The organism is Leminorella grimontii, assembly GCF_039789245.1.
In the GTDB taxonomy this organism is placed as follows: domain Bacteria; phylum Pseudomonadota; class Gammaproteobacteria; order Enterobacterales; family Enterobacteriaceae; genus Leminorella; species Leminorella grimontii.
This window is the reverse complement of record NZ_CP146357.1, coordinates 50132-72146: the sequence shown is the minus strand read 5'-3', so window position 1 is coordinate 72146 and position 22015 is coordinate 50132. Positions and strand designations below refer to the sequence as shown.

Annotated in this window: 27 protein-coding genes; 22 read left to right on the top strand and 5 right to left on the bottom strand. The window is 52.4% G+C overall.

The genetic code is table 11. The features are described from left to right. The first annotated feature begins 285 nt into the window (after positions 1–285). Positions 286–687, top strand: a complete 402-nt coding sequence (locus V8L73_RS00390; protein ID WP_347253860.1) for a YidB family protein — start codon at positions 286–288, stop codon at positions 685–687. A gap of 86 nt (positions 688–773) precedes the next feature. Further along, positions 774–1310 (top strand): metallophosphoesterase, encoded by a 537-nt coding sequence (locus tag V8L73_RS00385; protein WP_347253859.1) that lies wholly within the window; start codon positions 774–776, stop codon positions 1308–1310. 88 nt (positions 1311–1398) lie between these two features. On the opposite strand, the gene typA is transcribed toward V8L73_RS00385, so the two are convergent. After that, complete coding sequence (gene typA / locus V8L73_RS00380; protein WP_027273763.1) at positions 1399–3207, bottom strand: translational GTPase TypA; 1809 nt, start codon at positions 3205–3207, stop codon at positions 1399–1401. Between the two features lie 406 nt (positions 3208–3613). On the opposite strand from typA, the gene glnA reads away from it, so the two are divergent. From glnA to V8L73_RS00360, 4 genes are all read left to right on the top strand, one after another. Further along, positions 3614–5023 carry a glutamate--ammonia ligase gene (glnA, locus tag V8L73_RS00375; protein WP_027273764.1) on the top strand — a complete coding sequence of 470 codons (1410 nt, stop codon included), beginning with the start codon at positions 3614–3616 and terminating at the stop codon, positions 5021–5023. A 308-nt stretch (positions 5024–5331) separates the two neighbouring features. Then, entirely contained in the window at positions 5332–6381 is a 1050-nt protein-coding gene (glnL, locus tag V8L73_RS00370; RefSeq protein ID WP_027273765.1) for a nitrogen regulation protein NR(II), read from the top strand. A gap of 8 nt (positions 6382–6389) precedes the next feature. Then, on the top strand, positions 6390–7811 hold the full coding sequence (gene glnG / locus V8L73_RS00365) for a nitrogen regulation protein NR(I) (protein WP_347253858.1): 1422 nt from the start codon (positions 6390–6392) through the stop codon (positions 7809–7811). A gap of 226 nt (positions 7812–8037) precedes the next feature. Continuing rightward, complete coding sequence (locus V8L73_RS00360) at positions 8038–8160, top strand: YshB family small membrane protein (RefSeq protein WP_147654607.1); 123 nt, start codon at positions 8038–8040, stop codon at positions 8158–8160. A 64-nt stretch (positions 8161–8224) separates the two neighbouring features. Here the strand turns inward: V8L73_RS00360 and hemN are convergent, their stop codons facing one another. Both hemN and yihI read right to left on the bottom strand, forming a co-directional pair. Next, a complete protein-coding gene (gene hemN, locus V8L73_RS00355) occupies positions 8225–9598 on the bottom strand; it encodes an oxygen-independent coproporphyrinogen III oxidase (RefSeq protein ID WP_027273767.1) in 1374 nt (457 codons plus the stop codon). A 200-nt stretch (positions 9599–9798) separates the two neighbouring features. Continuing rightward, positions 9799–10332 carry a Der GTPase-activating protein YihI gene (yihI, locus tag V8L73_RS00350; RefSeq protein WP_347253857.1) on the bottom strand — a complete coding sequence of 178 codons (534 nt, stop codon included), beginning with the start codon at positions 10330–10332 and terminating at the stop codon, positions 9799–9801. A 686-nt stretch (positions 10333–11018) separates the two neighbouring features. On the opposite strand from yihI, the gene yihA reads away from it, so the two are divergent. Then, entirely contained in the window at positions 11019–11654 is a 636-nt protein-coding gene (gene yihA / locus V8L73_RS00345) for a ribosome biogenesis GTP-binding protein YihA/YsxC (protein ID WP_027273770.1), read from the top strand. Continuing rightward, complete coding sequence (locus V8L73_RS00340) at positions 11651–12172, top strand: hypothetical protein (RefSeq protein WP_347253856.1); 522 nt, start codon at positions 11651–11653, stop codon at positions 12170–12172. The genes yihA and V8L73_RS00340 overlap by 4 nt, the downstream gene beginning before the upstream one ends. 423 nt (positions 12173–12595) lie before the next feature. Here V8L73_RS00340 and V8L73_RS00335 read toward each other — a convergent pair whose 3' ends face one another. Together V8L73_RS00335 and V8L73_RS00330 are read right to left on the bottom strand one after the other, a co-directional pair. Then, positions 12596–12931 (bottom strand): colicin V synthesis protein, encoded by a 336-nt coding sequence (locus V8L73_RS00335; protein WP_347253855.1) that lies wholly within the window; start codon positions 12929–12931, stop codon positions 12596–12598. 664 nt (positions 12932–13595) lie between these two features. Further along, positions 13596–14243: a DNA-binding protein gene (locus V8L73_RS00330; protein WP_347253854.1), complete on the bottom strand. Its 648-nt coding sequence runs from the start codon at positions 14241–14243 to the stop codon at positions 13596–13598. Between the two features lie 217 nt (positions 14244–14460). On the opposite strand from V8L73_RS00330, the gene V8L73_RS00325 reads away from it, so the two are divergent. The 14 genes from V8L73_RS00325 to V8L73_RS00260 all read left to right on the top strand — a co-directional run bounded on the left by V8L73_RS00325 (position 14461) and on the right by V8L73_RS00260 (position 22013). Then, positions 14461–14673, top strand: a complete 213-nt coding sequence (locus tag V8L73_RS00325) for a helix-turn-helix transcriptional regulator (protein WP_347253853.1) — start codon at positions 14461–14463, stop codon at positions 14671–14673. Position 14674: 1 nt separating this feature from the next. Then, complete coding sequence (locus tag V8L73_RS00320; protein WP_347253852.1) at positions 14675–16726, top strand: DNA-binding protein; 2052 nt, start codon at positions 14675–14677, stop codon at positions 16724–16726. Positions 16727–16737: 11 nt separating this feature from the next. Continuing rightward, positions 16738–17634 carry an AAA family ATPase gene (locus tag V8L73_RS00315; protein WP_347253851.1) on the top strand — a complete coding sequence of 299 codons (897 nt, stop codon included), beginning with the start codon at positions 16738–16740 and terminating at the stop codon, positions 17632–17634. A gap of 14 nt (positions 17635–17648) precedes the next feature. After that, positions 17649–17915 carry a hypothetical protein gene (locus tag V8L73_RS00310; RefSeq protein WP_347253850.1) on the top strand — a complete coding sequence of 89 codons (267 nt, stop codon included), beginning with the start codon at positions 17649–17651 and terminating at the stop codon, positions 17913–17915. 20 nt (positions 17916–17935) lie between these two features. Further along, on the top strand, positions 17936–18136 hold the full coding sequence (locus V8L73_RS00305; RefSeq protein ID WP_347253849.1) for a hypothetical protein: 201 nt from the start codon (positions 17936–17938) through the stop codon (positions 18134–18136). A gap of 9 nt (positions 18137–18145) precedes the next feature. Then, positions 18146–18769 (top strand): DUF3164 family protein, encoded by a 624-nt coding sequence (locus V8L73_RS00300; RefSeq protein ID WP_347253848.1) that lies wholly within the window; start codon positions 18146–18148, stop codon positions 18767–18769. Positions 18770–19210: 441 nt separating this feature from the next. Continuing rightward, on the top strand, positions 19211–19780 hold the full coding sequence (locus tag V8L73_RS00295; RefSeq protein WP_347253483.1) for a DUF2786 domain-containing protein: 570 nt from the start codon (positions 19211–19213) through the stop codon (positions 19778–19780). Continuing rightward, entirely contained in the window at positions 19777–19977 is a 201-nt protein-coding gene (locus V8L73_RS00290) for an ANR family transcriptional regulator (RefSeq protein ID WP_347253482.1), read from the top strand. Before V8L73_RS00295 ends, V8L73_RS00290 begins: the two co-directional genes overlap by 4 nt. After that, a complete protein-coding gene (locus tag V8L73_RS00285; protein WP_347253481.1) occupies positions 19974–20339 on the top strand; it encodes a DUF4406 domain-containing protein in 366 nt (121 codons plus the stop codon). The genes V8L73_RS00290 and V8L73_RS00285 overlap by 4 nt, the downstream gene beginning before the upstream one ends. Then, positions 20330–20548, top strand: a complete 219-nt coding sequence (locus V8L73_RS00280; RefSeq protein ID WP_347253480.1) for a hypothetical protein — start codon at positions 20330–20332, stop codon at positions 20546–20548. The genes V8L73_RS00285 and V8L73_RS00280 overlap by 10 nt, the downstream gene beginning before the upstream one ends. Next, positions 20548–20922, top strand: coding sequence for a hypothetical protein (locus V8L73_RS00275; RefSeq protein WP_347253479.1), 375 nt, complete (start codon positions 20548–20550; stop codon positions 20920–20922). Before V8L73_RS00280 ends, V8L73_RS00275 begins: the two co-directional genes overlap by 1 nt. A gap of 15 nt (positions 20923–20937) precedes the next feature. Then, positions 20938–21180 carry a hypothetical protein gene (locus V8L73_RS00270; protein ID WP_347253478.1) on the top strand — a complete coding sequence of 81 codons (243 nt, stop codon included), beginning with the start codon at positions 20938–20940 and terminating at the stop codon, positions 21178–21180. A gap of 18 nt (positions 21181–21198) precedes the next feature. Then, positions 21199–21429, top strand: coding sequence for a hypothetical protein (locus V8L73_RS00265; protein WP_347253477.1), 231 nt, complete (start codon positions 21199–21201; stop codon positions 21427–21429). Beyond that, complete coding sequence (locus V8L73_RS00260) at positions 21429–22013, top strand: HNH endonuclease signature motif containing protein (RefSeq protein ID WP_347253476.1); 585 nt, start codon at positions 21429–21431, stop codon at positions 22011–22013. Before V8L73_RS00265 ends, V8L73_RS00260 begins: the two co-directional genes overlap by 1 nt. Positions 22014–22015: the final 2 nt, after the last annotated feature.

Sequence of the window (22015 nt, the reverse complement as noted above, 5' to 3'; positions counted from 1 at the left end):
GGTGCACCTACCTCAATGCGAACCTATCCGTAGGCCTACGCTATCACACCGTATTGAGGTTAAGAAGAGGGAACTCAAGACATTTCATTTCTACTTCACGCCGAGAAGCCAGACAGAAAAACGCGCGCATTTTAGGCGCTCTCCGGTATAATCCTTCGCGATTTTGTTTAACGTCCGAATTGTGCACCATCTGCCTTCGGCTCACGCCGGGCGTTTATCAAAAGTCATTTTCAAGAGGCAGGGCAGGGAGCTTTCCTCACAAAACGGGCATCGGGAGTTATCACAATGAGTTTATTAGACCAGCTGGGCGGCATGCTCGGCGGCAACGGCGCTTCTAAAGGCGGCGTTGACTATATGGCCATTCTTCAATGGCTTGAGCAGCAGGGCGGCCTTTCCGGCCTGCTGGAAACATTCCGCCAGGGCGGCCTCGCCGAGCTGGTTCAGTCCTGGATTGGCACCGGCGCTAACCTGCCCATCAGCGCAGATCAGGTGCGCGACGTCATCAGCCAGGCCGCAATGGAACAGCTTTCCGCTAAATTAGGCATGGATAACGGTCATGCATCGGCGATTATCGCCCAATACCTGCCGGACATCGTCGACAAGCTGTCGCCGAAGGGCGAAGAGCCGGTCAACCCGGACATGCTGTCTCTGGGTATGGCGCTGCTTAAAGGGAAACTGTTCGGTTAACGTTCGATTCCGGCGAAGGCATTCGTCTTCGCCGCTTCCCCCGCCAGACATCTCTTCTTAATAACAAGGACGATAAGAAAACAGCGATGATTTACTTCACCTCAGACACCCACTTCTGCCATTCCAACATCATCAACCTGTGCGGCAGGCCGTTTGAAAGCGTGCGCCATATGAACGATACGCTTATCCACAACTGGAATGCCCTCGTCACCGAACGGGATGAGATTTATATTCTGGGCGACTTCCTTTTTCGCGGCACGGGGCAGGACGCCAATCAAATCCTGCGCAGGCTTAACGGCAAGAAATACCTGATTCGCGGCAACCACGACAAGTTTTTAGACGACCCGGAGTTCGACACATCAATGTTTGAATGGGTCAAAGACTACTACGAGCTGGATTACCAAAAGCAGAAGATAGTGATGTTCCACTATCCGATTTTAGAGTGGCAGGGCTATTTCAGAGACGCTATCCATCTTTACGGGCACGTCCACAACTCGGGCAAAGACCCGGAACAGCGCAAGCGACTAAGCGCGCTGGGGCCAAGGGCGATAAACGTCGGCGTGGACGTTAACCGCTTCTTTCCTGTCAGCATTAACGCCGTGTTGAAGCAGGCGCAGAAATAAGCGTTGTTCCTTCAATCTAACGCAAGCGTTCAAAAAGCAAAGGGGCCTTACGGCCCCTCTGTATCTATCGGACTGTATCTACAACCCGTTACTCTTTCCCGCTGCGGTAAGCGCGCTTACGGTCGTTTTCCGTCAGGTGACGTTTGCGCAGGCGGATAGACTGCGGCGTCACTTCGACCAGCTCATCGTCATCGATAAACTCGAGCGCTTGCTCAAGGGTCATCTTGATTGCCGGAGACAGCGTCGTCGCTTCATCGGTGCCCGATGCGCGAACGTTGGTCAGCTTCTTACCGGTCAGGCAGTTGACCGTCAGGTCGTTAGAACGGGTGTGAATGCCGATGATCTGGCCTTCGTACACTTCTACGCCGTGGCCCAGGAACAGGCGGCCGCGATCTTGCAGGCTGTAGAGCGCGTAAGCCAACGCTTTACCCGTACCGTTGGAAATCATAACGCCGTTGTTGCGCTGGCCGATTTCGCCCGGACGAATGTCGTCGTAGTGGCTGAAGGTGGAGTACAGCAGGCCGGTACCGGAAGTCATGGTCATGAACTCGGTACGGAAGCCGATAAGCCCGCGGCTTGGGATCACGTAGTCTAAACGCACGCGGCCTTTGCCGTCCGGCACCATGTCGCGCAGTTCGCCCTTACGCAGGCCCAGCGCTTCCATCAGAGGCCCCTGATGCTGCTCTTCGATATCTACAGTCACCTGCTCAAACGGTTCCTGTTTGCCGCGGAAGATAACCTTCGGGCGAGATACCGCCAGCTCGTAGCCTTCACGACGCATGTTTTCGATAAGAACGGACAGGTGAAGCTCGCCGCGGCCGGAAACGCGGAACGCATCCGGGTCTTCGGTTTCTTCTACGCGCAGCGCCACGTTGTGCACCAGCTCTTTACGCAGGCGGTCGAGGATCTGACGCGACGTCACGTATTTACCCTCTTTGCCGCAGAACGGCGAGGTGTTGACGCAGAAGAACATGGTGACCGTCGGTTCGTCGACCGTCAGCGGCGGCAGCGCTTCAGGCGTAGAAACGTCACAGACCGTATCGGAGATGTTCAGCTCGCCTAGGCCGGTGATAGCGACGATATCGCCCGCTTCCGCCACGTCGGCTTCATAGCGCTTCAGGCCCATGTGGCCCAGCACCTGGCCAATCTTGCCGTTACGACGCTGGCCTTCGCTGTCGATGATGGTGACCTGCTGGTTCGGCTTCACTTTACCGCGCTTGATGCGGCCTACGCCGATAACGCCAACGTAACTGTTGTAGTCCAGCTGGGAAATCTGCATCTGGAACGGACCGTCGAGGTCGACGGCCGGCGGCGCAACGTGTTTGACGATCGCTTCAAACAGCGGGTCCATGTTGTCAGCCAGGTCGTTGTGGTCCAGACCGGCGACGCCGTTAAGCGCCGATGCGAAAATAATCGGGAAGTCCAGTTGCTCGTCGGTCGCGCCCAGGTTGACGAACAGGTCAAAAACCTGATCTACAACCCAGTCAGGGCGCGCGCCGGGGCGGTCAACCTTGTTGACGACGACGATAGGCTTAAGGCCGTAGGCAAACGCCTTTTGCGTAACGAAGCGCGTTTGGGGCATCGGCCCGTCCATCGCGTCAACCAGCAGCAAAACGGAGTCAACCATTGACATCACCCGCTCAACTTCGCCGCCAAAGTCGGCGTGTCCGGGAGTATCAACGATGTTAATACGATAGTTATTCCAGGTGATGGCCGTGTTCTTGGCCAAGATAGTGATCCCACGTTCTTTTTCGAGATCGCCGGAGTCCATAACGCGCTCGCCTGCGTCGTTACGCTCCCCTAATGTTCCTGACAGTTGCAGCAGCTTGTCAACCAGGGTGGTTTTACCATGGTCTACGTGCGCGATAATGGCGATGTTACGCAGATTTTCAATCACAGATTTGCCTCAGGCATAAGAAATAGCGCGCTATTGTACACACTTTAGGCGCAGTAAAAAAACAAGATCATAAAGATTCGTGAAAAACAACGCCTACACGAACAGGTTGTGATCGTATTCACGATTGAAAAAACGACAAAAAACGCCTTGTCGCACCAAAAAGCGGCGACGCATAAAAAAACGCACTAAAATAGTGCAATTTGGGATGCAAAATTTGCATTTTCGTTCATACTCATAGCCCGTAGCCGCAGGAAAAACGGCCTGTTAACGAAGAGTAAATAAACTGGCATGATTATCGCATAGCCTTTGCTTATAGCAGCGGGCTTGGCGACATTAGGCCTGCATAGTAAAGGCCCATCCCCTACGGGGATTACTCTAAGCGAAATTCGTCACCGGGAGAATAACCATGTCCACAGAACACGTTTTGACTATGCTTAATGAGCATGAAGTAAAGTTTGTAGACCTGCGCTTTACCGATACCAAGGGTAAAGAGCAGCACATTACCATTCCCGCTCATCAGGTCGACGCTGACTTCTTTGAAGACGGAAAAATGTTCGACGGTTCTTCTATCGCCGGTTGGAAAGGCATTAACGAATCCGACATGGTGCTGATGCCCGATCCGAGCACCGCGCTGCTGGACCCGTTCTTCGAAGAGACGACGCTGATTATCCGCTGCGATATCCTTGAGCCCGGCACCATGCAAGGCTACGAGCGCGACCCGCGTTCCATCTCCAAGCGCGCTGAAGATTTTCTGCGCTCTTCCGGCATCGCTGACTGCGTGCTGTTTGGGCCTGAACCCGAGTTCTTCCTGTTTGACGATATCCGCTTTGGCAACAGCATCGCCGGCGCCTACTATCACATCGACGATATCGAAGCGGCGTGGAATACCGGCACCAAGTACGAAGGCGGCAACAAGGGCCACCGTCCGGGCGTTAAGGGCGGCTACTTCCCGGTTCCTCCGGTCGACTCTTCACAGGACCTGCGCTCCGCCATGTGTCTGACGATGGAAGAGATGGGGCTGGTCGTTGAAGCGCACCACCACGAAGTGGCCACCGCCGGCCAGAACGAAGTGGCTACCCGTTTTAACACCATGACCAAAAAAGCGGACGAAACCCAGATTTACAAGTATGTGGTTCACAACGTCGCCCACGCGTTTGGCAAAACCGCTACCTTTATGCCTAAGCCGCTGGTCGGCGATAACGGTTCCGGCATGCACTGCCACATGTCGCTGTCCAAGAACGGCACCAACCTGTTCGCTGGCGACAAGTACGGCGGCCTGTCTGAAACGGCGCTGTACTACATCGGCGGCGTTATCAAGCACGCTAAGGCCATCAACGCGCTGGCCAACCCGACCACCAACTCCTACAAGCGTCTGGTGCCGGGTTTCGAAGCGCCGGTTATGCTGGCCTATTCTGCGCGCAACCGCTCTGCGTCAATCCGCATTCCGGTCGTCGCCAGCCCGAAAGCTCGCCGCATTGAGGTTCGCTTCCCGGATCCGGCCGCTAACCCGTACCTGGCCTTCGCCGCGCTGCTGATGGCCGGCCTCGACGGCATCATCAACAAAATCCATCCGGGCGACGCCATGGATAAGAACCTGTACGACCTGCCGCCGGAAGAAGCCAAGAACATTCCGACCGTCGCCGGTTCTCTGGAAGAAGCGCTCGCCTGTCTGGACGCCGATCGCGAGTTCCTGACCCGCGGCAACGTCTTCACCAACGATGCGATTGACGCCTATATCGAAGTGAAGCAGGAAGAGATGAACCGCGTACGCATGGCGCCGCACCCGCTGGAGTTTGAGCTGTACTATAGCGTTTAATAACGAAGCGTTATTAACCAGAGCCCATCGTGAGATGGGCTCAACTAACCTGTTAAATCGGCACCAGTGGATATTCCGGCCGTAAATACGACCTGCCTATATAACCATCGTGCTCGGCCGGAAGGACGCTTGTATTAGCTTTGGGAGTGCGTCGGGCATAGCCTTCCTAGGGGCGCTTCGTTGGCTTACGCCAAGTCGACCCCAACGGAAGACTCTCCCTCCGTTTAACTCCTCAAATTGTTCAGGATTAACCTCGAGAGTTAAGCCTGCATCAATGAACGCCCCGACTTGGTGCAAAGGAGTTATCCATGGCGAGCCAAACGCTGCCCGATACGGAGCAAATCCTGAATTCGCAGGTTACCTGCGTGCTGATTCTCGATCTCTCTTTGTCAATCCTTTACGCCAACCCTTCGGCGCAGCAGCTGCTGGTTCAAAGCTCGCGCAAGCTGTTCGGCACGCCTTTGCCGGATTTGGTGGACTATCTGTCCCTTGACGTTCCACTTATGTGGTCCAGCCTGAGCGAAGACCAAGGCTTTACCGATAACGAAGTTTCCATGGTCATTGACGGTCACCTACACGTGCTGACCCTAAGCGCGCAGAAGCTGGCCGACGACCATATTCTGATGGAGCTGTCAGCGCTGGATAACCACCGTCGCCTGAGTCAGGAACAGCTTCAGCATTCACAGCAGGCGGCGGCCAGAGAGCTGGTTCGCGGCCTGGCTCACGAGATCAAAAACCCGCTGGGCGGCCTGCGCGGCGCGGCCCAGCTGCTGGCGAAGGCGCTTCCTGACCCTCAGTTGACGGAATATACCCGCGTCATCATCGAGCAGGCAGATCGCCTGCGCAACCTCGTCGACCGCCTTCTTGGGCCGCAGCATCCCGGCCAGTGGGTGGAACAGAACATTCATCAGGTGTCCGAACGCGTTTACCAGCTTCTGACGCTGGAGAAGCCCGATAACGTTTCTCTGGTGCGCGACTATGACCCGAGCATGCCGGAGCTGAGCCACGACCCGGAACAGATTGAACAGGTGCTGCTCAACATCGCCAGAAACGCCATGCAGGCGCTGGCGAGTCAGGGCGGTACTATCATCATCAGGACGCGAACCGCGTCCCAGATGACGCTGCACGGCGAACGCTATCGCCTGTGCGCCCGAATCGACATTGAAGACAACGGGCCCGGCATTGCGCCGCAGCTGCAGGATACGATTTTTTATCCGATGGTCAGCGGGCGCGAAGGCGGCTCCGGGCTTGGGCTTTCCATCGCCCGCAGCCTGATTGACCGGCACCGGGGAAAAATTGAGTTTAACAGTTGGCCGGGCCACACCGAGTTTTCGGTCTACTTGCCTATCCGTAAATAGGGGGAACGATGAGTCAGGATACCGTCTGGATAGTCGATGACGACAGCGCCATTCGCTGGGTTCTCGAGCGCGCGTTAACCGGCGCCAGCGTAAAATGCGTTAGCTTCGACAGCGCCGACAGCGCGCTCGCCGCCCTAAACGACGACGAGCCTGACGTGCTGATCTCCGATATCCGCATGCCCGGCATCGACGGGCTGACGCTGCTGCAAAAAATCAAGCTGCAGCGCCCCCTGCTGCCGGTCATCATTATGACCGCCCACTCCGACCTCGACGCCGCCGTCAGCGCCTACCAGTTCGGCGCCTTTGACTATCTGCCCAAGCCGTTTGACGTCGACGACGCCGTTGCCCTGGTTGAGCGCGCCATTGGGCACTATCGGGAAATACGCCAGCCGGAAAGCGTTAACCATAACGCAAGCCCGACGACGGACATTATCGGGGAAGCCCCGGCAATGCAGGAGGTCTACCGCATCATCGGTCGTCTTTCGCTCTCCTCTATCAGCGTATTAATCAACGGGGAGTCTGGAACGGGGAAAGAGCTCGTAGCCCACGCGCTGCACCGCCACAGCCCCCGCGCCGCGGGCAAGTTTATCGCCCTCAACATGGCGGCGATCCCCAAAGACCTGATTGAATCAGAGCTGTTTGGCCACGAAAAGGGCGCATTCACCGGCGCCGGGCAGATCCGCCAGGGCCGCTTCGAGCAGGCAGACGGCGGAACGCTGTTTTTAGACGAAATCGGTGATATGCCGTTGGAAGTCCAGACTCGGCTGCTGCGGGTGTTGGCCGACGGCCAGTTTTACCGCGTGGGCGGCTACGATCCGATTAAAGTCGACGTGAGGATTATCGCCGCGACCCACCAAAACCTTGAGCTGCTGGTTAAAGAGCACAAGTTTCGCGAGGACCTGTTCCACCGGCTCAACGTGATCCGCATTAATTTACCTCCGCTGCGGGAGCGGCGCGAGGACATCCCTCGCCTGGCCCGCCACTTTCTGTTGATGACCGCGCAGGAGCTGGGCGTTGAGGCGAAAGTGCTTCATCCTGATACCGAGAAGGCCCTGAGCCAAATGGGCTGGTCCGGCAACGTGCGCCAGTTGGAAAACACCTGTCGCTGGCTGACGGTAATGGCCGCAGGTAAAGAAGTTCTGCCTCAGGATCTGCCGCCGGAGCTGTTCGGCAATGCCGAAGACGCGCCGAAGCCTCCCGCATCGGCGACGTTCGACGGCCACTGGACGACGCTGTTGGAACGGTGGGCCGAGCAGGCGCTGAGCGCAGGGAAAACGGACCTGCTGTCAGAAGCGCTGCCGGACATGGAGCGCATTCTCCTTACAGTCGCTCTGCGCCATACTCACGGCCACAAGCAGGAAGCGGCACAGCTGCTGGGCTGGGGAAGAAACACGCTGACCCGTAAGCTCAAAGAGCTGGGCATGGAATAACGCACCGTACGGGCGAAGGCATTTATCGCCCGTTTTTTGTAATCTGGCGCGCATTTTTTTGCCAAAATTCTGATATCCTTTAGCCGGCTTAGCCCACTACGTGAATCGTATCGGCAGCGCTTGGCGCGCCGTATTCAAGACAGTGGCCAAAACGCGGCAGATACAGCCTAAAACCCTTTAAAAGACCTGCGCGCGTCTACCTTTTGGGTCCGCATGGAGTATGGTTATGTTGGAAAGTCTCTATTCACTGCTTCAGTCCGGCGCAGAAATTGGCTCAGCGGCCGGGCAATCGCCACAGACCGGTTTAGCCGCCGTGCTGTGCGTTATTATGTTTGTGCTGTTCTCCTGACGGCTATCGCGTCACGAAACGACAAACGGCCGCATTTGCGGCCGTTTGTTTTTTCTGACGTTCTTTAAATCACGCGCGAGAACTGCTGCCTGCGCGCCTGCTGGCGCAGGTAGGTGTCAAAGCACATGCAGATATTGCGTATAAGCAGCCGCCCTTTACCGGTCACGTCAATGCCCGCTTCGTCGATAGTCACCAGGCCGTCTTTCGCCAGCGGTGCGAGCAGCGCCAGGTCTTGCGCGAAGTGCTCAACGAAGCGAATGCCGTAGGCCCGCTCAATGTCGGCAAAGCGCAGGTGGAAGTTACAAATCAGCGTCTTGATGACGTCGCGGCGCAGGCAGTCGTCTTCCGTCATGGCGAGGCCTTTCCACAGGGCGTTGCCCTTCTCCTCAATGCTGGCGTAGTAGGCCTTCAGGTCTTTCTGGTTCTGCGCATAGGTATCGCCAAGCATGCTGATGGCGGAAACCCCAAGGCCCAGCAGGTCGCTATCGCCGTGAGTGGTGTAACCCTGAAAGTTGCGGTGCAGCTTGCCTTCACGCTGGGCCACGGCCAGCTCGTCGTCCGGGCGGGCAAAGTGGTCCATACCGATAAACTGATAGCCTGCCTCTGTCAGGAACGCGATGGTTTCCTGCAGGATAGAAAGCTTGTCATTAGCCGACGGCAGGTCGTCATCCTTAATCTTCATCTGTGCGGCAAAGCGGCTCGGCAGGTGAGCGTAGTTAAACACGCTCAGGCGGTCCGGGCTCAGCTCGGCGACGCGCTTAAGCGTCAGCGCAAAGCTCTCCGGCGTTTGCTTCGGCAGGCCGTAAATCAGATCAATATTGGTCGAGCGGAAGCCGAGCTCTTTGGCGTGCCGGATCAGAGAGAAGATAAACTCTTCGTCCTGCTCGCGGTTAACCAGACGCTGAACGTCTTTGTCGAAGTCCTGAACGCCCATGCTCATGCGGTTAAAGCCTTCAGCGCGAAGGTGGTCGAGAATATCGAGTTCGATTTCACGAGGGTCTATCTCGATTGATACTTCCGCTTCCGGCTGGAAGTGGAAATGCTTGCGCAGCAGGCCGTTAAGGCGGGTAATCTGCTCTTTGTTCAGATAGGTGGGCGTACCGCCACCCCAGTGCATTTGCGACACGTGGCGGGAGGCAAACAGCGGCGCACGTCGTTCTATCTCTTTTTCCAGCATGTCGAGATAGCGTTCCACCTTATGCCCCTGGCGAGTGACTATTTTATTACAGCCGCAGAAATAGCACAGCTTGTGACAGAAAGGGATATGAACGTACAGAGAAAGCGGACGCGAAGGATAACGTTCGGCCGCCGAAGCGAAATCACCTTCGCCGTAGCTTTCGCTAAACTCAAGGGCGGTTGGATAAGAGGTATACCGAGGGCCGGAATAGTTGTATTTCTGAATAAGGGCCAGATCCCAGTCAATCAACTGCGAAGACATTTGCTCACTCCGTCTTGTTTTTTCTTCTCCGCGGTCGCGTCGTTGTTATAGGTGCCTTTGTGCCGCGGGAGTATTTTGCCGAATAGCGGCGATCTTTCAGCCGATTCAGCCACAACAGCCGGCCTAACAGCCAGACCAGATAGCATGCCAGCAGCAGCCCAACAAACGGAAACAGCCACTGCATAGCGCGGACGACTCTCTTAGCCTTTATTCTTCAGTAGGTTAAGAATATTCTCCTTCTGTTCGGGAGACTCTTCTTCCTCATCGCCATCGCCCAGATCGATGCCCAACTGTACCATTAATTCGTCAATGCGATCGAGCGTATCGTTAACGTAGTCGTGCTCTTCGTCCGACAGCGCCTTTCCTGCTTCCAGTGCGTCCAGCAGCTCGTTCAAACGCTCGTCGTTCTCAAGCCGGGCCAGCTCTTTTTCCGCAGACAGAGGCTCGGCGCGATGCGCGCGCTCTTCTTTTAACACCGTTTTCTGAACTTTCGCTTCATCGGAAACCGTCAGCTGCACGGGGGTTTTGCTGCCGATGCGCGGGTCTTTTGCGCCCCCCTTCCGAGACGAATTTTGGGAAGCGGATGAACCATTGGCGCGAGAACCCGCCGCGTTGCCGCGATGCTTTTTCTGACGCTTGCGCTCTTTGCCTTCGGCGTTCAGCTCTTCGCGGCTTTTGCGCTTTGCTTTTGGAGTCTTGATATTGCCTTTTGGGGCCTGCTGCGGCTGCTTCATAGTGGGTTCTCAAACAGAGGGGATTAACTTTCGCGGAATCTACCAGAAACAAAGAAAAAAGGCGACAGATAACTCTGTCGCCCTAATGCAATTGTCGTGCTCCATCCCTGTGAGTCAATTGACGTCCCGGTCTATCCTTTTGCTTTACTGCCCAATCCCTGGAAAATCGTCCCTTATCTCGTCCTGAAGAATAAAAGTCGTCCCTGGCGCTTTCCTTAGCCGTTCATCCTGAACTACGCTTGCGCGTTTCCCTTAATTTCCCTATTGCGCGTTATGCTATCCTGATAACGCTTTCCCACATCCTGTGGGTCATTCCCTTTTGCTCGTCGCATCGTCCTGATGCTCCCTGAGCCGAAGCGCACGTCCTGTGAACTTCGTTCCTCGCGTTCCCTTGCTTGATGTGTAATTTACCCCTTTGCGCGCGCCGAACAAGGTAGCCAGAGCGTGTAATCCGAGCCAATTTTTACCTGTCAAAATTAACACGCTGAAAATAAAGATATTCATCTCAAAACGAAGATAAAAAAGACGATATTGCCCTACGCGGCAATGGCAAATGTCTCACACGCTCACGGTGGCAATTCTCAGCCTTTCTGCTAGTGCCCAAGCCGCTCCGCAAGAAATTCCCCCTTTATGGCGGTAAATAAGTATAATTGCCGCCGAAACGATGACCGAAGGAGACGCACGCTTTGACGATAAAAAATCTTAACTACCAGCAGACGCATTTCGTCACCAGCGCGCCGGACATTCGGCATTTGCCGGAGGATATCGGCATTGAGATAGCCTTTGCCGGCCGCTCTAATGCGGGTAAGTCCAGCGCGCTGAATACGCTGACTAACCAAAAGAGCCTGGCGCGGACCAGTAAGACGCCGGGGCGAACCCAGCTGATAAACCTGTTTCGGGTGGAAGAAAACCTGCACCTGGTCGACCTGCCGGGCTACGGATATGCTGAGGTTCCAGAGGAAATGAAGCACAAATGGCAGCGCGCGCTGGGGGAATACCTGCAAAAGCGCGAATGCCTGAAGGGGCTGGTTGTTCTGATGGACATCCGCCATCCGCTAAAAGACCTCGACCAGCAGATGATCCAGTGGGCGGTCGACTCAGGCCTTCCCGTGATGCTGCTTTTAACCAAAGCCGACAAGCTGGCGCAGGGCGCCCGCAGAGCGCAGGTCAACATGGTGCGCGAAGCCATCCTGCCCTTCCAGGGCGATATTCAGGTGGAAGCCTTCTCTTCTTTGAAAAAGTTCGGCGTCGACAAGCTGCGCCAAAAGTTGGACGAATGGTTTAGCCTTACGGACGAAGCGCCCGCAGAAGAAGCGGAATGAGTGATATAAGGACGCGCTGGGACGAGAGCGACTTTGAACAGATGGGCTGGCACGACGTGCATATACATGCCGTCGTCCCCTACGCCGACGTTTTACAGCTGCGTTTGGATATTGATTACATTCTGGGGTGGATAACGCCGCCAACAAACGAGGAATGCTGTTTCCATTTTCAGCTTGCTCCCGCAACCATGATCTTCGATCTGGCCTCAGACGTTAAGTTAAATATTAACGCAGGCCCGCCGCATCTTTTTATTTACGAGCTTCATCAGTCAGCGCCAATCCCGGGAATATTTCCAGAAAGCCCCTGTTCCTATGATTACCGACTGGAGCTTGGAGGAGGCGACATCACATTTAACGCCAGCGGATTTCGCATGTACCTCCGCCAGCCGCCGCAGGTACATACCGGGCAACGGTTGGATTTACGCCAAAGAGGCGGCGTTTGCGTTGAAGTTCCGGAAGGTTACCGGGATGAAGACGAGAGAATATGGAACGAGGTTAAAAGCTGGTATCACAGTTAATAACTGAATCTCAAAGCGTTTTACGCCGTAAAGCTTCTACGTTTCATTTTGCAGATAAAAAAACGCCCCGTTCAAACGAACGGGGCGGCTAATATAGAGCCAATCCTATTACAGGGTTGAAAAATAGAACATCTTACCTCTGTACCCTACGCCGGTTACTTTACTCCATTTGTTCACTCTGGAGAAGTTATTTTGTAGTAAAATTACAAAAAACATGCCCAACATCGTTAGATACGTCACAAATTTGACAGGCATTTATGTAATTTTTCTACAAAAACATCCATCCATCATGAAAAAAGATATAAAAAAATCAATAGGGTATAGAAATGCTATTGGATGCACTATTAAAAAACACAGGCGCTAATAAGCGCCTGTGTTTAAATCGGACTGAGTCAGTTAACAACGATCCGTTGGGAAGACCGATTATAGACCTTGTGAACGGACGCCAAACTTGTCGCGATAGTCAGCAATGTTGTCTTCGATGTCTTCACGACCTAATGCAAACCCGCCGACGGTACCATACACTAAGCCAACAATGCCACCAACGATAACGCCAGCCAGGCTACCGAAAAGTCCAAAGCCCAGTACGCCACCGCCAGCCCCGCCGCCGATTTGAGTACCTACGGCCATACCGGTAGCCATCGCGTCGCCGGCGCCGAATAATGCACCTTCAACCGCGTCGCTGATGCTCTTAGCCCAGCCGCCGTTAACCATTTCCACTTCATTAGTATTAAGTTCACGCTGTGGGGAGGTGATCAATTCTGCATAGCTGAGGGGGAAGCCTGGCGACGCGGTGCGCGGCTTGTGGTGCGGGTTGCGGGAGAGTTCAGGGATTTTGCATAGAATTTTTAAAAATGACCAAAAAGGCAGTTTTTTGCATTATATTTTGCATAACTATAATCAAAAATCAGCCTCCTTTTAATCGCCTTTTAAACGGTTTTAATACTCAACCTAACTAAATGAAAAGTAATAAAAATTAATCCATTGGTCATTATCTTATTTTTTAACTAAACATCTTGTAACCAAGTTTTTTTCTTTCTCTAAGAAAAGAACCGTTTATAGATTTATTCTGACGTTCGGTTTTTTGTGATTAATCTATTGATATATATGATTAATTTATTGTTTTTCAGTTTGTAAAATACTGACAGAAAAAACCGCATAAAAAACCTATCTACGGTTTTTTGTCTACTCTTTATGGAACATTGTTAGTTCTGTTTAATATGAATAACACCATATTTTTTTTACTTTTTTCTGGTAGCGAAAAGTAAAAAACAACTGACTTTTTACTTTTCGTAATTAATTGATTTTAAATGAATAACACAAAAGGAGAATAGAGGGAAAAGAAAGCGTTTTAGTGTCGCTTTTTTCTTTGTGGTACCAGCCCTCCTCAAAAAGAAATAATTATGCTCGGCCTAGCTAAGCATCAGCCTGCTTTTGTCTTTTTTTCCTGTTGGCCTGTTACGGTTTGCTGGGATGAGGTGATTCGTTCACTTTGCACATATTTTGATAATATCTCTCTCGCATAAGCTTCTGGCAAAGAAAACAACATAATTAATGAGGATATACGCTTACGATCCAACCCTATATCTATTAGTGTCTCTTTTAATCGATCTCGGGTTTTATCATCGACCCACGGGGCATTGGGATTCTGGTTATCACTAGTAGATTCGGGAATGCTGTCGAGAAACTCACCCCATGGGATTGTTGATTGTTGATTACTCATTGAATACGAAGATATTAATCTCAGTAAGCTATTCAATCCCTCCCGTTGGATGAAATTCACAATGATATTTTTTTCATCTTCGCTTAAAGCCTTTAACATATCCCAAAGTTTATTACTGCTATAAGTATCATTCGTGCTTATCGCTCTAATACCTAATGCTTTTTGGGCTTCATCAGGGAATGATGACACATGATATTCATACGCAATACCTTTGACGCCTGTCTTTTTCTGCTCACGCCATTCTTGTTGTTTTGCTTTTCTATGAATAGTAGAAAAAGCTCCCTTCAACCCTGGTAGTTGTAAGTCTGTTAGTTCCTTGATGGTAAACCATTCTTTTTTTGAATCCACAGTCACTCCCTTTCAGTTCATATAATGAAATTAAATTCAATTTGAAATGAAAAATAAACAACATAAATATCAATGATATATGTGAAAAATGCTGATTTTGTCATTTCATTTGTCATTTCATTTATTGACATGAAAATGAAATGACACTAAATTTCTTTATAGCTAGCCGAGTACTTTAGCAGCTAGCTATCGAGTTAATCCTTAAGGATGGCATGAAATGAAGATCGAAAAAAGAGTGAACATGCATAGAGCAGATGTGATCGCGGCACTGAGAAAAAAAAATCTGTCTCTATCGGGATTAGGGCGTATGCATGGCTTATCACCGTACACCTTAAAAAACGCGTTAGATAAGCATTATCCGAAAGGCGAACAAATAATATCCGATGCGATTGGCTTATCGCCCCAAGAGATCTGGCCGGAAAGGTATTGATATGACAACGTTAAACGTTTGGATGACAACATTGGAGATGAAAGGACTACCTGGTTTACCAGCGTCTGTCAGCTCCATAATCAGAAAAGCACAGAAAGAAAACTGGCTTTTTCGTCAACGTTCGGGCGTTAAAGGCGTTACGTTTGAATATCATATTGATTGCTTACCTTCCGAGGCTCGCGAGGCTGTTATTGAACGCCACTATCACTCGGTGCTGGCTACGGCACGCGTAGCGCCAAAACCCGCCACCATAAAAACCACTATCGCCAAGTCTAAGACCGAGCTTGAGTTGGTGCGCCAATGCCCGGCCCTACTTGAGAGTAAGACGGCGGAGCTTACCGACGCCCAGCGCGCGATCGCTGATTCCCGCTGTGCCTTAGTGGCGGAAGTGTTGCGGCTGGAGGCTGACGGCTTATCACGCATCAAAGCGATTAATTTCATTTGTGACCGGTCACGCACTCGTAGTTTACCGGATACCCTGCAGCAGCACTCCGAACGAGCCAACGCCCGGCGCGGGACTAGCCGTGTAGGCGTTAGCGTTCGGTCGCTAAATTCGTGGGTTGTGGACTATTGCCGCGCCCAGAACGGCGCGGAACGGTTAGCCCTATTAGCGCCCGGACATCATAAACAAACGAAACCTGAGCAGATTAAATGGCTCCCTCAATTCCTGGCGCACTGGCGCAATCTGAACGGCCCCACGATCGCCAGTGCCTATGAATCATTTTGTGATGAATGGGCGGAGCTGTACGCCGATCAGCCTGCGATGTTAGCCGTTTGCCCGTCATATGATGCCGTTCGGCGAGCAATGAAGAAACTCCCCCGGCGTGAAAAAGCGCGAGGCCGTCTTACTGGATCTGCCGCGCGAGCGCTGGAAACCTACGTTAAACGCGATTGGTCAACGATGCCAGTGAATGGGTGTTGGATCTCGGATGGTAAATCTTTGAATATGAAAGTCGCACACCCTATCCACGGCCGCCCATTCACGCCAGAGCTGACGCTCGTTATTGATGGCCGTAGCCGGTTCGTTGTTGGCTGGAGTTTGGCTCTATCTGAGAACGCGATCGCTGTGGCAGACGCTTACCGTTATGCGATGGGCTTGTACGGTAAGCCGCTGTTTGTCTATTCGGACAACGGCGGCGGCGAAACGAACAAAACTCTGGACGCCGATATTACTGGTATTTTCCCCCGATTGGGGATCCAGCACATGACCAGTATCCCAGGTAATCCACAGTCTCGCGGGATTATCGAGCGGCTAAACGCCGTTATCCCTCGCGCTATTGCTCAAAAATACCAAACCTATAACGGCCTCGGGGCTGACCGCGAAAACGTACGCGTCACTGGCCGCGCGATTGAGTCCGCAGTACGAGCCATTGAGAACGGCAAGCCTCTGGATAATCGCCAGCAAAAGGCGATCGTCAAGCTTCCCTCCTGGCAACAACTGTTAGATGTGATAGCCGAAGAGGTCGATAAATATAACTACGGTCATCGCCATAGCGAATTGCCGAAACTGGACGGTAAACACATGACACCAGCAGAGGCCCGCCGTTCTGCGTTAGAGGCTGAAGGCGATGAAATCGAATACCTAAGCGAGATAGAACTGCGCGATATGTTCATGCCTGAACAGATCCGTACGGCGCAGCGCGGCTGGCTGGAGCTGATGAATAACCAATATTTTGCCGAAGAACTTATCGGAGTTGACGGTGACGAGGTTCGGGTTGCTTACGACATTCACGATGCTAGCCGCGTTATCGTTCGCCGCCTTAATGGCGACTATGTTTGTGACGCTGTCTGGGACGGCAACAAGCGTGCGGCTATCCCTGTTAACGCTATGCAGGACGCGATGGAAAAACGCCGTAAACGTCGCCTGAAGCTTAACGAACAGCACCGCCAGGAAATCGAAGCCGAAGCACGGCCACTGATTGAGGCCAAACCTATTAACTCTTTAAGTGAGTTTCTGGGAACCCCCGAACTTATCCCCGCTGAAGATAAGCAATTCTTCTTTTTAGAGAGCGATCGGGATGAGTATTTACGAAAAAATGGAACGCATAAGTAGGAGCAATCACCATGATTAGAACCGAGTTAGCCGATTTGATCGCCCGTAAAGGATGGTCTCAAACTCAGGTCGCCCGCGCTATTGGCAAAAGTCCGGCCGTTATTAACCAATATTTATTGAGTAAGTATCAGGGCGACGTTGAGAGCCTGGAGGCCGACGTCCAGGGCTTTCTGAATCGCGAGAATGAGAAGGAAAAGACCCAGAACCAAAAGATTAGCATTGCATTTGTGCCGACCTACACCGCCCGGCGTGGCTTAGATGTTATCAAAATGGCCCACCTTGACGGGGAAATTAACGTTATCTACGGCGATGCCGGCTTAGGTAAAACGATGATCATGCGTCAGTACGTGGCAGAAAACCGCGACGCAATCCTCATTGAAGCGGATCCGGGATACACGGCCCGTGTTGTTCTTGAGGAACTCAGCGCCAAGTTAGGGTTAAACCGTCGCGGCAACCTGCACGATCTTAGCGACGCGTGTATTAACGCGCTGCGTGGCTCTGGGCGGGCGCTGCTGATTGACGAAGCAGAGAACCTGCCTTATCGAGCGCTAGAGACGATCCGCCGTATCCACGATAAAGCGGGAATCGGTGTCGTTCTGGCTGGTATGCCGCGCCTGATTGTTAACCTTAAAGGCCGCCGCGGCGAATATAAACAGCTCTATAGCCGCGTGGCGTTCGCGTTACCGCTCGGCGACGAACTGCCACGTAACGACATCGACGAAATCGCCGTTAGCGTGTTACCAAGCGCGGCAGAGCCGACCGTTAGTGATGCCCTATTTACGGCCTCACGCGGCAACGCGCGCCGGTTGTTTAAGTTGCTGCGCGGCGTACATCGTCACAGCACGATCAGCGGCGAAGCAGTAAGCGCTGGCGCGGTGCGTAAGTTCTCGGAAATGCTGATTAACTAACGGAGGCTATCACCATGAATGAAGAATTAATGCTGTCGGCGCTTGAGCGTGCCGGAGCTGTAGCAAGACAGCTCGTTAAGAATGGCGCAACGCTCAGAGGTATCAGCGTTCACGATGGCCGCCCTGTTATCAGGATCCAGCGCTGCGGTTATAGCGATCGACTTATCGAGTCGGGCGTAGCGTTTTATCAGAACTTTGGTTGTGGCCCTAGTGGCCCCTATAAGCAAGGTGCATTTATGGTAGACGGCTGCAAGGTCGTCTGGTCGGAGTCGTTACATTAACACTTAGGAGGGAACAGAACGTGGCCGGAGTCCTGGAAGTTGAGGTCATTTGTGATGAAGAAACAGGCGCGGTGATGGTGAATTATCGCCAGGGCGGAACGGAGGACATCAACAAGTTAGAACTTAACTTAATCAACCAATCAAAGGCCCATTGCGAATATCTTTTTCAGCAGTTATCGCATGGGACATATCAAATAGTAGACGCAAAAATCATTCAATAGGAGAACGTTATGACAGAGAAAAACCAACAATCAATCCCTGAAGGGTACATGGCCGACCGTAAGGGCCGACTGGTTCCCGTCGATATGGTGCCACCTTACGATCTCGAAATGGACGCCTTTGTCCGCGCCCAGGTCGACGCGGCTAAAAAGCTTCAGCGCGCCATGATCGACTTTAAAACGTCGGCGTTTAATGACTGCTACGCGTTTATCGATTTAGTGGCCGAAAAATACAACCGCCAGCCGGGCGGAATTAAAGGAAACATCACTTTTAGCAGCTACGACGGCAGCCACCAAATCCAGATAAAGGTTCAGGACTCGCTGGCGTTCGGGCCAGAGCTTCAGGTTGCTAAGTCAATTATTGACGAATGTCTCCATGAGTGGTCAGAGGGAGCTAATGATAACCTCCGCGCTCTAGTGTCTGATGCGTTCGCCGTAGACAAAGAAGGCCAGCTTAACACTGGGCGCATTCTGTCTCTGCGACGTATCAAAATTGACGACGAGCGCTGGCTCCAAGCAATGGACGCTATCGCCGATTCGCTGATGGTGGCAACGTCGAAAACGTATATCAATTTCCGAGAGAAGGACGACAGCGGGAAATTAATTGCGATCCCATTGGATATCGCGGCGGTGTGATATGACGGCGAAAGAGTTTAATCGTCAGTATCCAGTAGGCCAGCAATTCGGCTACTGCCCTCACCCAGCATTACGAGGAATGAGCATTGTCAGAACGGTAGCTGCTGCGGTTGATTGTAAGAACGGCCCGGTCGTTGAAATTAATTTAGCCCCCTATTTTGTGAGGTGTGAGAAGTTAAAACCACTTTAATTAAGCGCAATTTAAACCTTATTTAAAACGTAATTAACTTTTTATATGGCGTAACCAGCCAGGGGCCGGCTTACGCCTAAAACAAGGAAATGGCAAATGTTTATAAAAACGCTTGATCTATTTTTCGCGCTTTTAAGCGTCGGTGTTTGTCTTGGTATGGGTGCCTATATAGGAGTGGCAACGGCCATTAATGGCAAGGATTTAATTCATAAGCTGACTAAGAAAATTAGTAGCAAAAGGAGTTAATCGTCATGAATAAAGAAAAATATCTCCAAAAGATTAAAAAGCTGCTGAACCTGGCTCGCCGCAGTACGAACCCTCACGAAGCGGCCAACGCCATTAGCCAGGCGTTTGGCGTTCGCTGTTATTACTCCTTCCGTTATACCGGCTATCGCGGGATCCCGAAACGCATAGTTATCTTTTACGGCCCCGCAGAACGCCCCCAAATCGCCGCTTATACGTTTGACGTTCTGTCGCGTCAAATGATGGCCGCGCGGCGTGAGTATATCGGCACTATGCGTAAAAACATTAAGCCAGAAACGAAGACGGCCCGCGCGGATACGTTCTGCGAGAGCTGGGTGCATGGTGCTTATGAAGTGCTTCAGGAATTTGCCGTAACGCAGCCGGAAGAAGCGCTAATGGAGGCGTATCACGCTCGAATGACTGAAACAGGCATGAAGACCGGCGAGAGCCGAGCGGCTAAAAAATGCCGAGGTGCCGATCATGCTGCGGTATCCGGTTATGCGTCTGGGTTGACAGCGAAACTAGGACACGCGATCGGCGGTTCGTCGGACGTTGAGCGAATTGGGAGATCGTCATGATTAACGCGGAATTGTTGGATGTGGCGAGCGCCGCCGTAGAACTGGAGAAAGATGCACTTTACGAAGCGGCTATCCCTCTCTGGCTTCAGGCAAAAGCAACGGCGAAGGCTCCCGCAAACGTCGAATATTACCACCACCGCGCCCAATACTGTTTAACCGCGATTGAGCGCCGCTGGGGAACGGAGGCCGCCGTATGACACCTGTCATTTTTATCTCTGGCCCTATGACGGGCTTGCCGGAGTTTAACCGGCCAGCATTCAATGAAGCCGCAACCACATTGAGGAATCGCAGCTTCATTGTATTAAACCCGGCTATTTTTCCTGACGGCCTGACGCATGACCAGTATCTGGCTATGTCGCTTTCCATGCTCGATCAGGCTGACGCGATTTATTTACTTAAGGGCTGGGAGAAAAGCAAAGGCGCGGTGATGGAGTTCGACCGAGCCAAACAACGCGATTTACTGTTTATGTATGAAGACATGAACGTTTTTCGCATGGCTGCGGCCCGTAGCCGTCGGCAACACGGGAAAGAATACGAGGAGAATTCATCATGTTATTAACCGTCACAGGGTGTGAATACCAGCAGAACGGAGAAAAGCGCGTTTACAGCTTAAGCAATCGGTCTGTCGTCGTTGAGTTCCCGAACTACCCGACAAAATCGCGTTTACGTTTCTATGACTCACGCGGCTACGCCATCAATAAGGCGAGTTTAAAGCGTGAAATGAAGGCCAAGGTCGAACAATTCAAAGCGACGCGGGGGATCCGTTAATGAAGACACTACGCAATATCAGCGCTGAACGTTTTAACGAACTGTATCCAGTCGGCGCACTGTTCCGTTACTACCATATCCGGGGCGTTCCTGACTATACGACTGTTACTACGCGGACGCCTGCCTGGGCTCTGGGGCATGGTGCGGTCGTTGTGAGCGTCTCTGGTCGTGCGGGCGGCGTCTCTATCGAACACCTGGAGCCGATCCCTGTCGCTAAATGCAAGGTTTGTGGCTGTGACGACCATCACGCCTGCGTATCCGACGCCGGCGTGCCGTGTCACTGGGTGCAGATTAACCGCGAAAAAGGAACGGGGATCTGTTCACAGTGTGCGGAGCAGCTAAACCAAAGCAATCTAATTGCAGCATCAAAATAACCGGATTGGTGCCGTATGAAAAATGAACTTGTTGGGATGGTGGCCTTTAGGCAGTTGGTGGAAAGCGGCGGCGTTGATGAGTTTGTGATCCAGCGCTTTAACGGAGTCTATCACCTGTTTGCTATTAACCGCAATTGCGGCGTTTCGTACTACCTGCGCGAACGGCGCGGTGACTACAAGACGTGGACGACGTTAGACCGGGCCGCCGCGTTTTTGTACGGCATCAATGTTACTCGTTTTTCAGTGCGTAGCGCCTGATCCGTAAGGGAACGTGATATGAAAAATACGCTTGAAGACCTTAATAATCACCTGTTTGCCCAGATAGAACGGCTTGGAGACGAAAGTTTGACGGTGGAGCAACTGGAGACAGAGTTAAAACGCTCTCGTGAGATAGCCTGCATTGCGTCAAAAATCGTAGATAACGGGCGGTTGGCGCTGGATGTTCAGCGCGCATTAGGAGCCGATAAAGCCGAGGTTATGCCGCGCTTTTTAGAGGTTAAAAAATAATGACTCGCTTTGTCTATACGCCCGCAATGCGGGCCTGGATCCGGAATAATTATCTACTACCACTGCCAGAGCTAACCACGTTGTTTAATCGGGCGTTTGGTACTGATAGAACAAAAGAGGCCATCAACGGGATCCGTAAAAACATGGGCCTTAAAACGGGGCGCTCTGGTCAATTTTCCACAGGACACAAACCATTCAACGCCGGGACTAAAGGGCTAGTGAAAGCCAACGCCGGCTCGTTTAAAAAGGGCCAGCTACCGCACAACCATTTACCCGTTGGTACTGAAATCACCAATGAGGACGGCTATCTGGAAATAAAAGTCGCAGAGCCGAACCAATGGAAATTTAAACATCGTCTACTGTGGGAACAGGCAAACGGAGAGATACCCGCAGGGATGATAGTTGTGTTTAGGGATAACGATCGCTTGAACTGTTGCCTTGAAAATTTGGAGTTGGTATCACGCCAGGATCATGCCGTGTTTAACCGCTGGCACGGCGACACACCAACTGAATATAAGACGGTCGGGCGTTCTCTCGCGTCGCTGCGTCGGTCGATGGCTAACGCTAAAAAGCGGGGTAAATAACT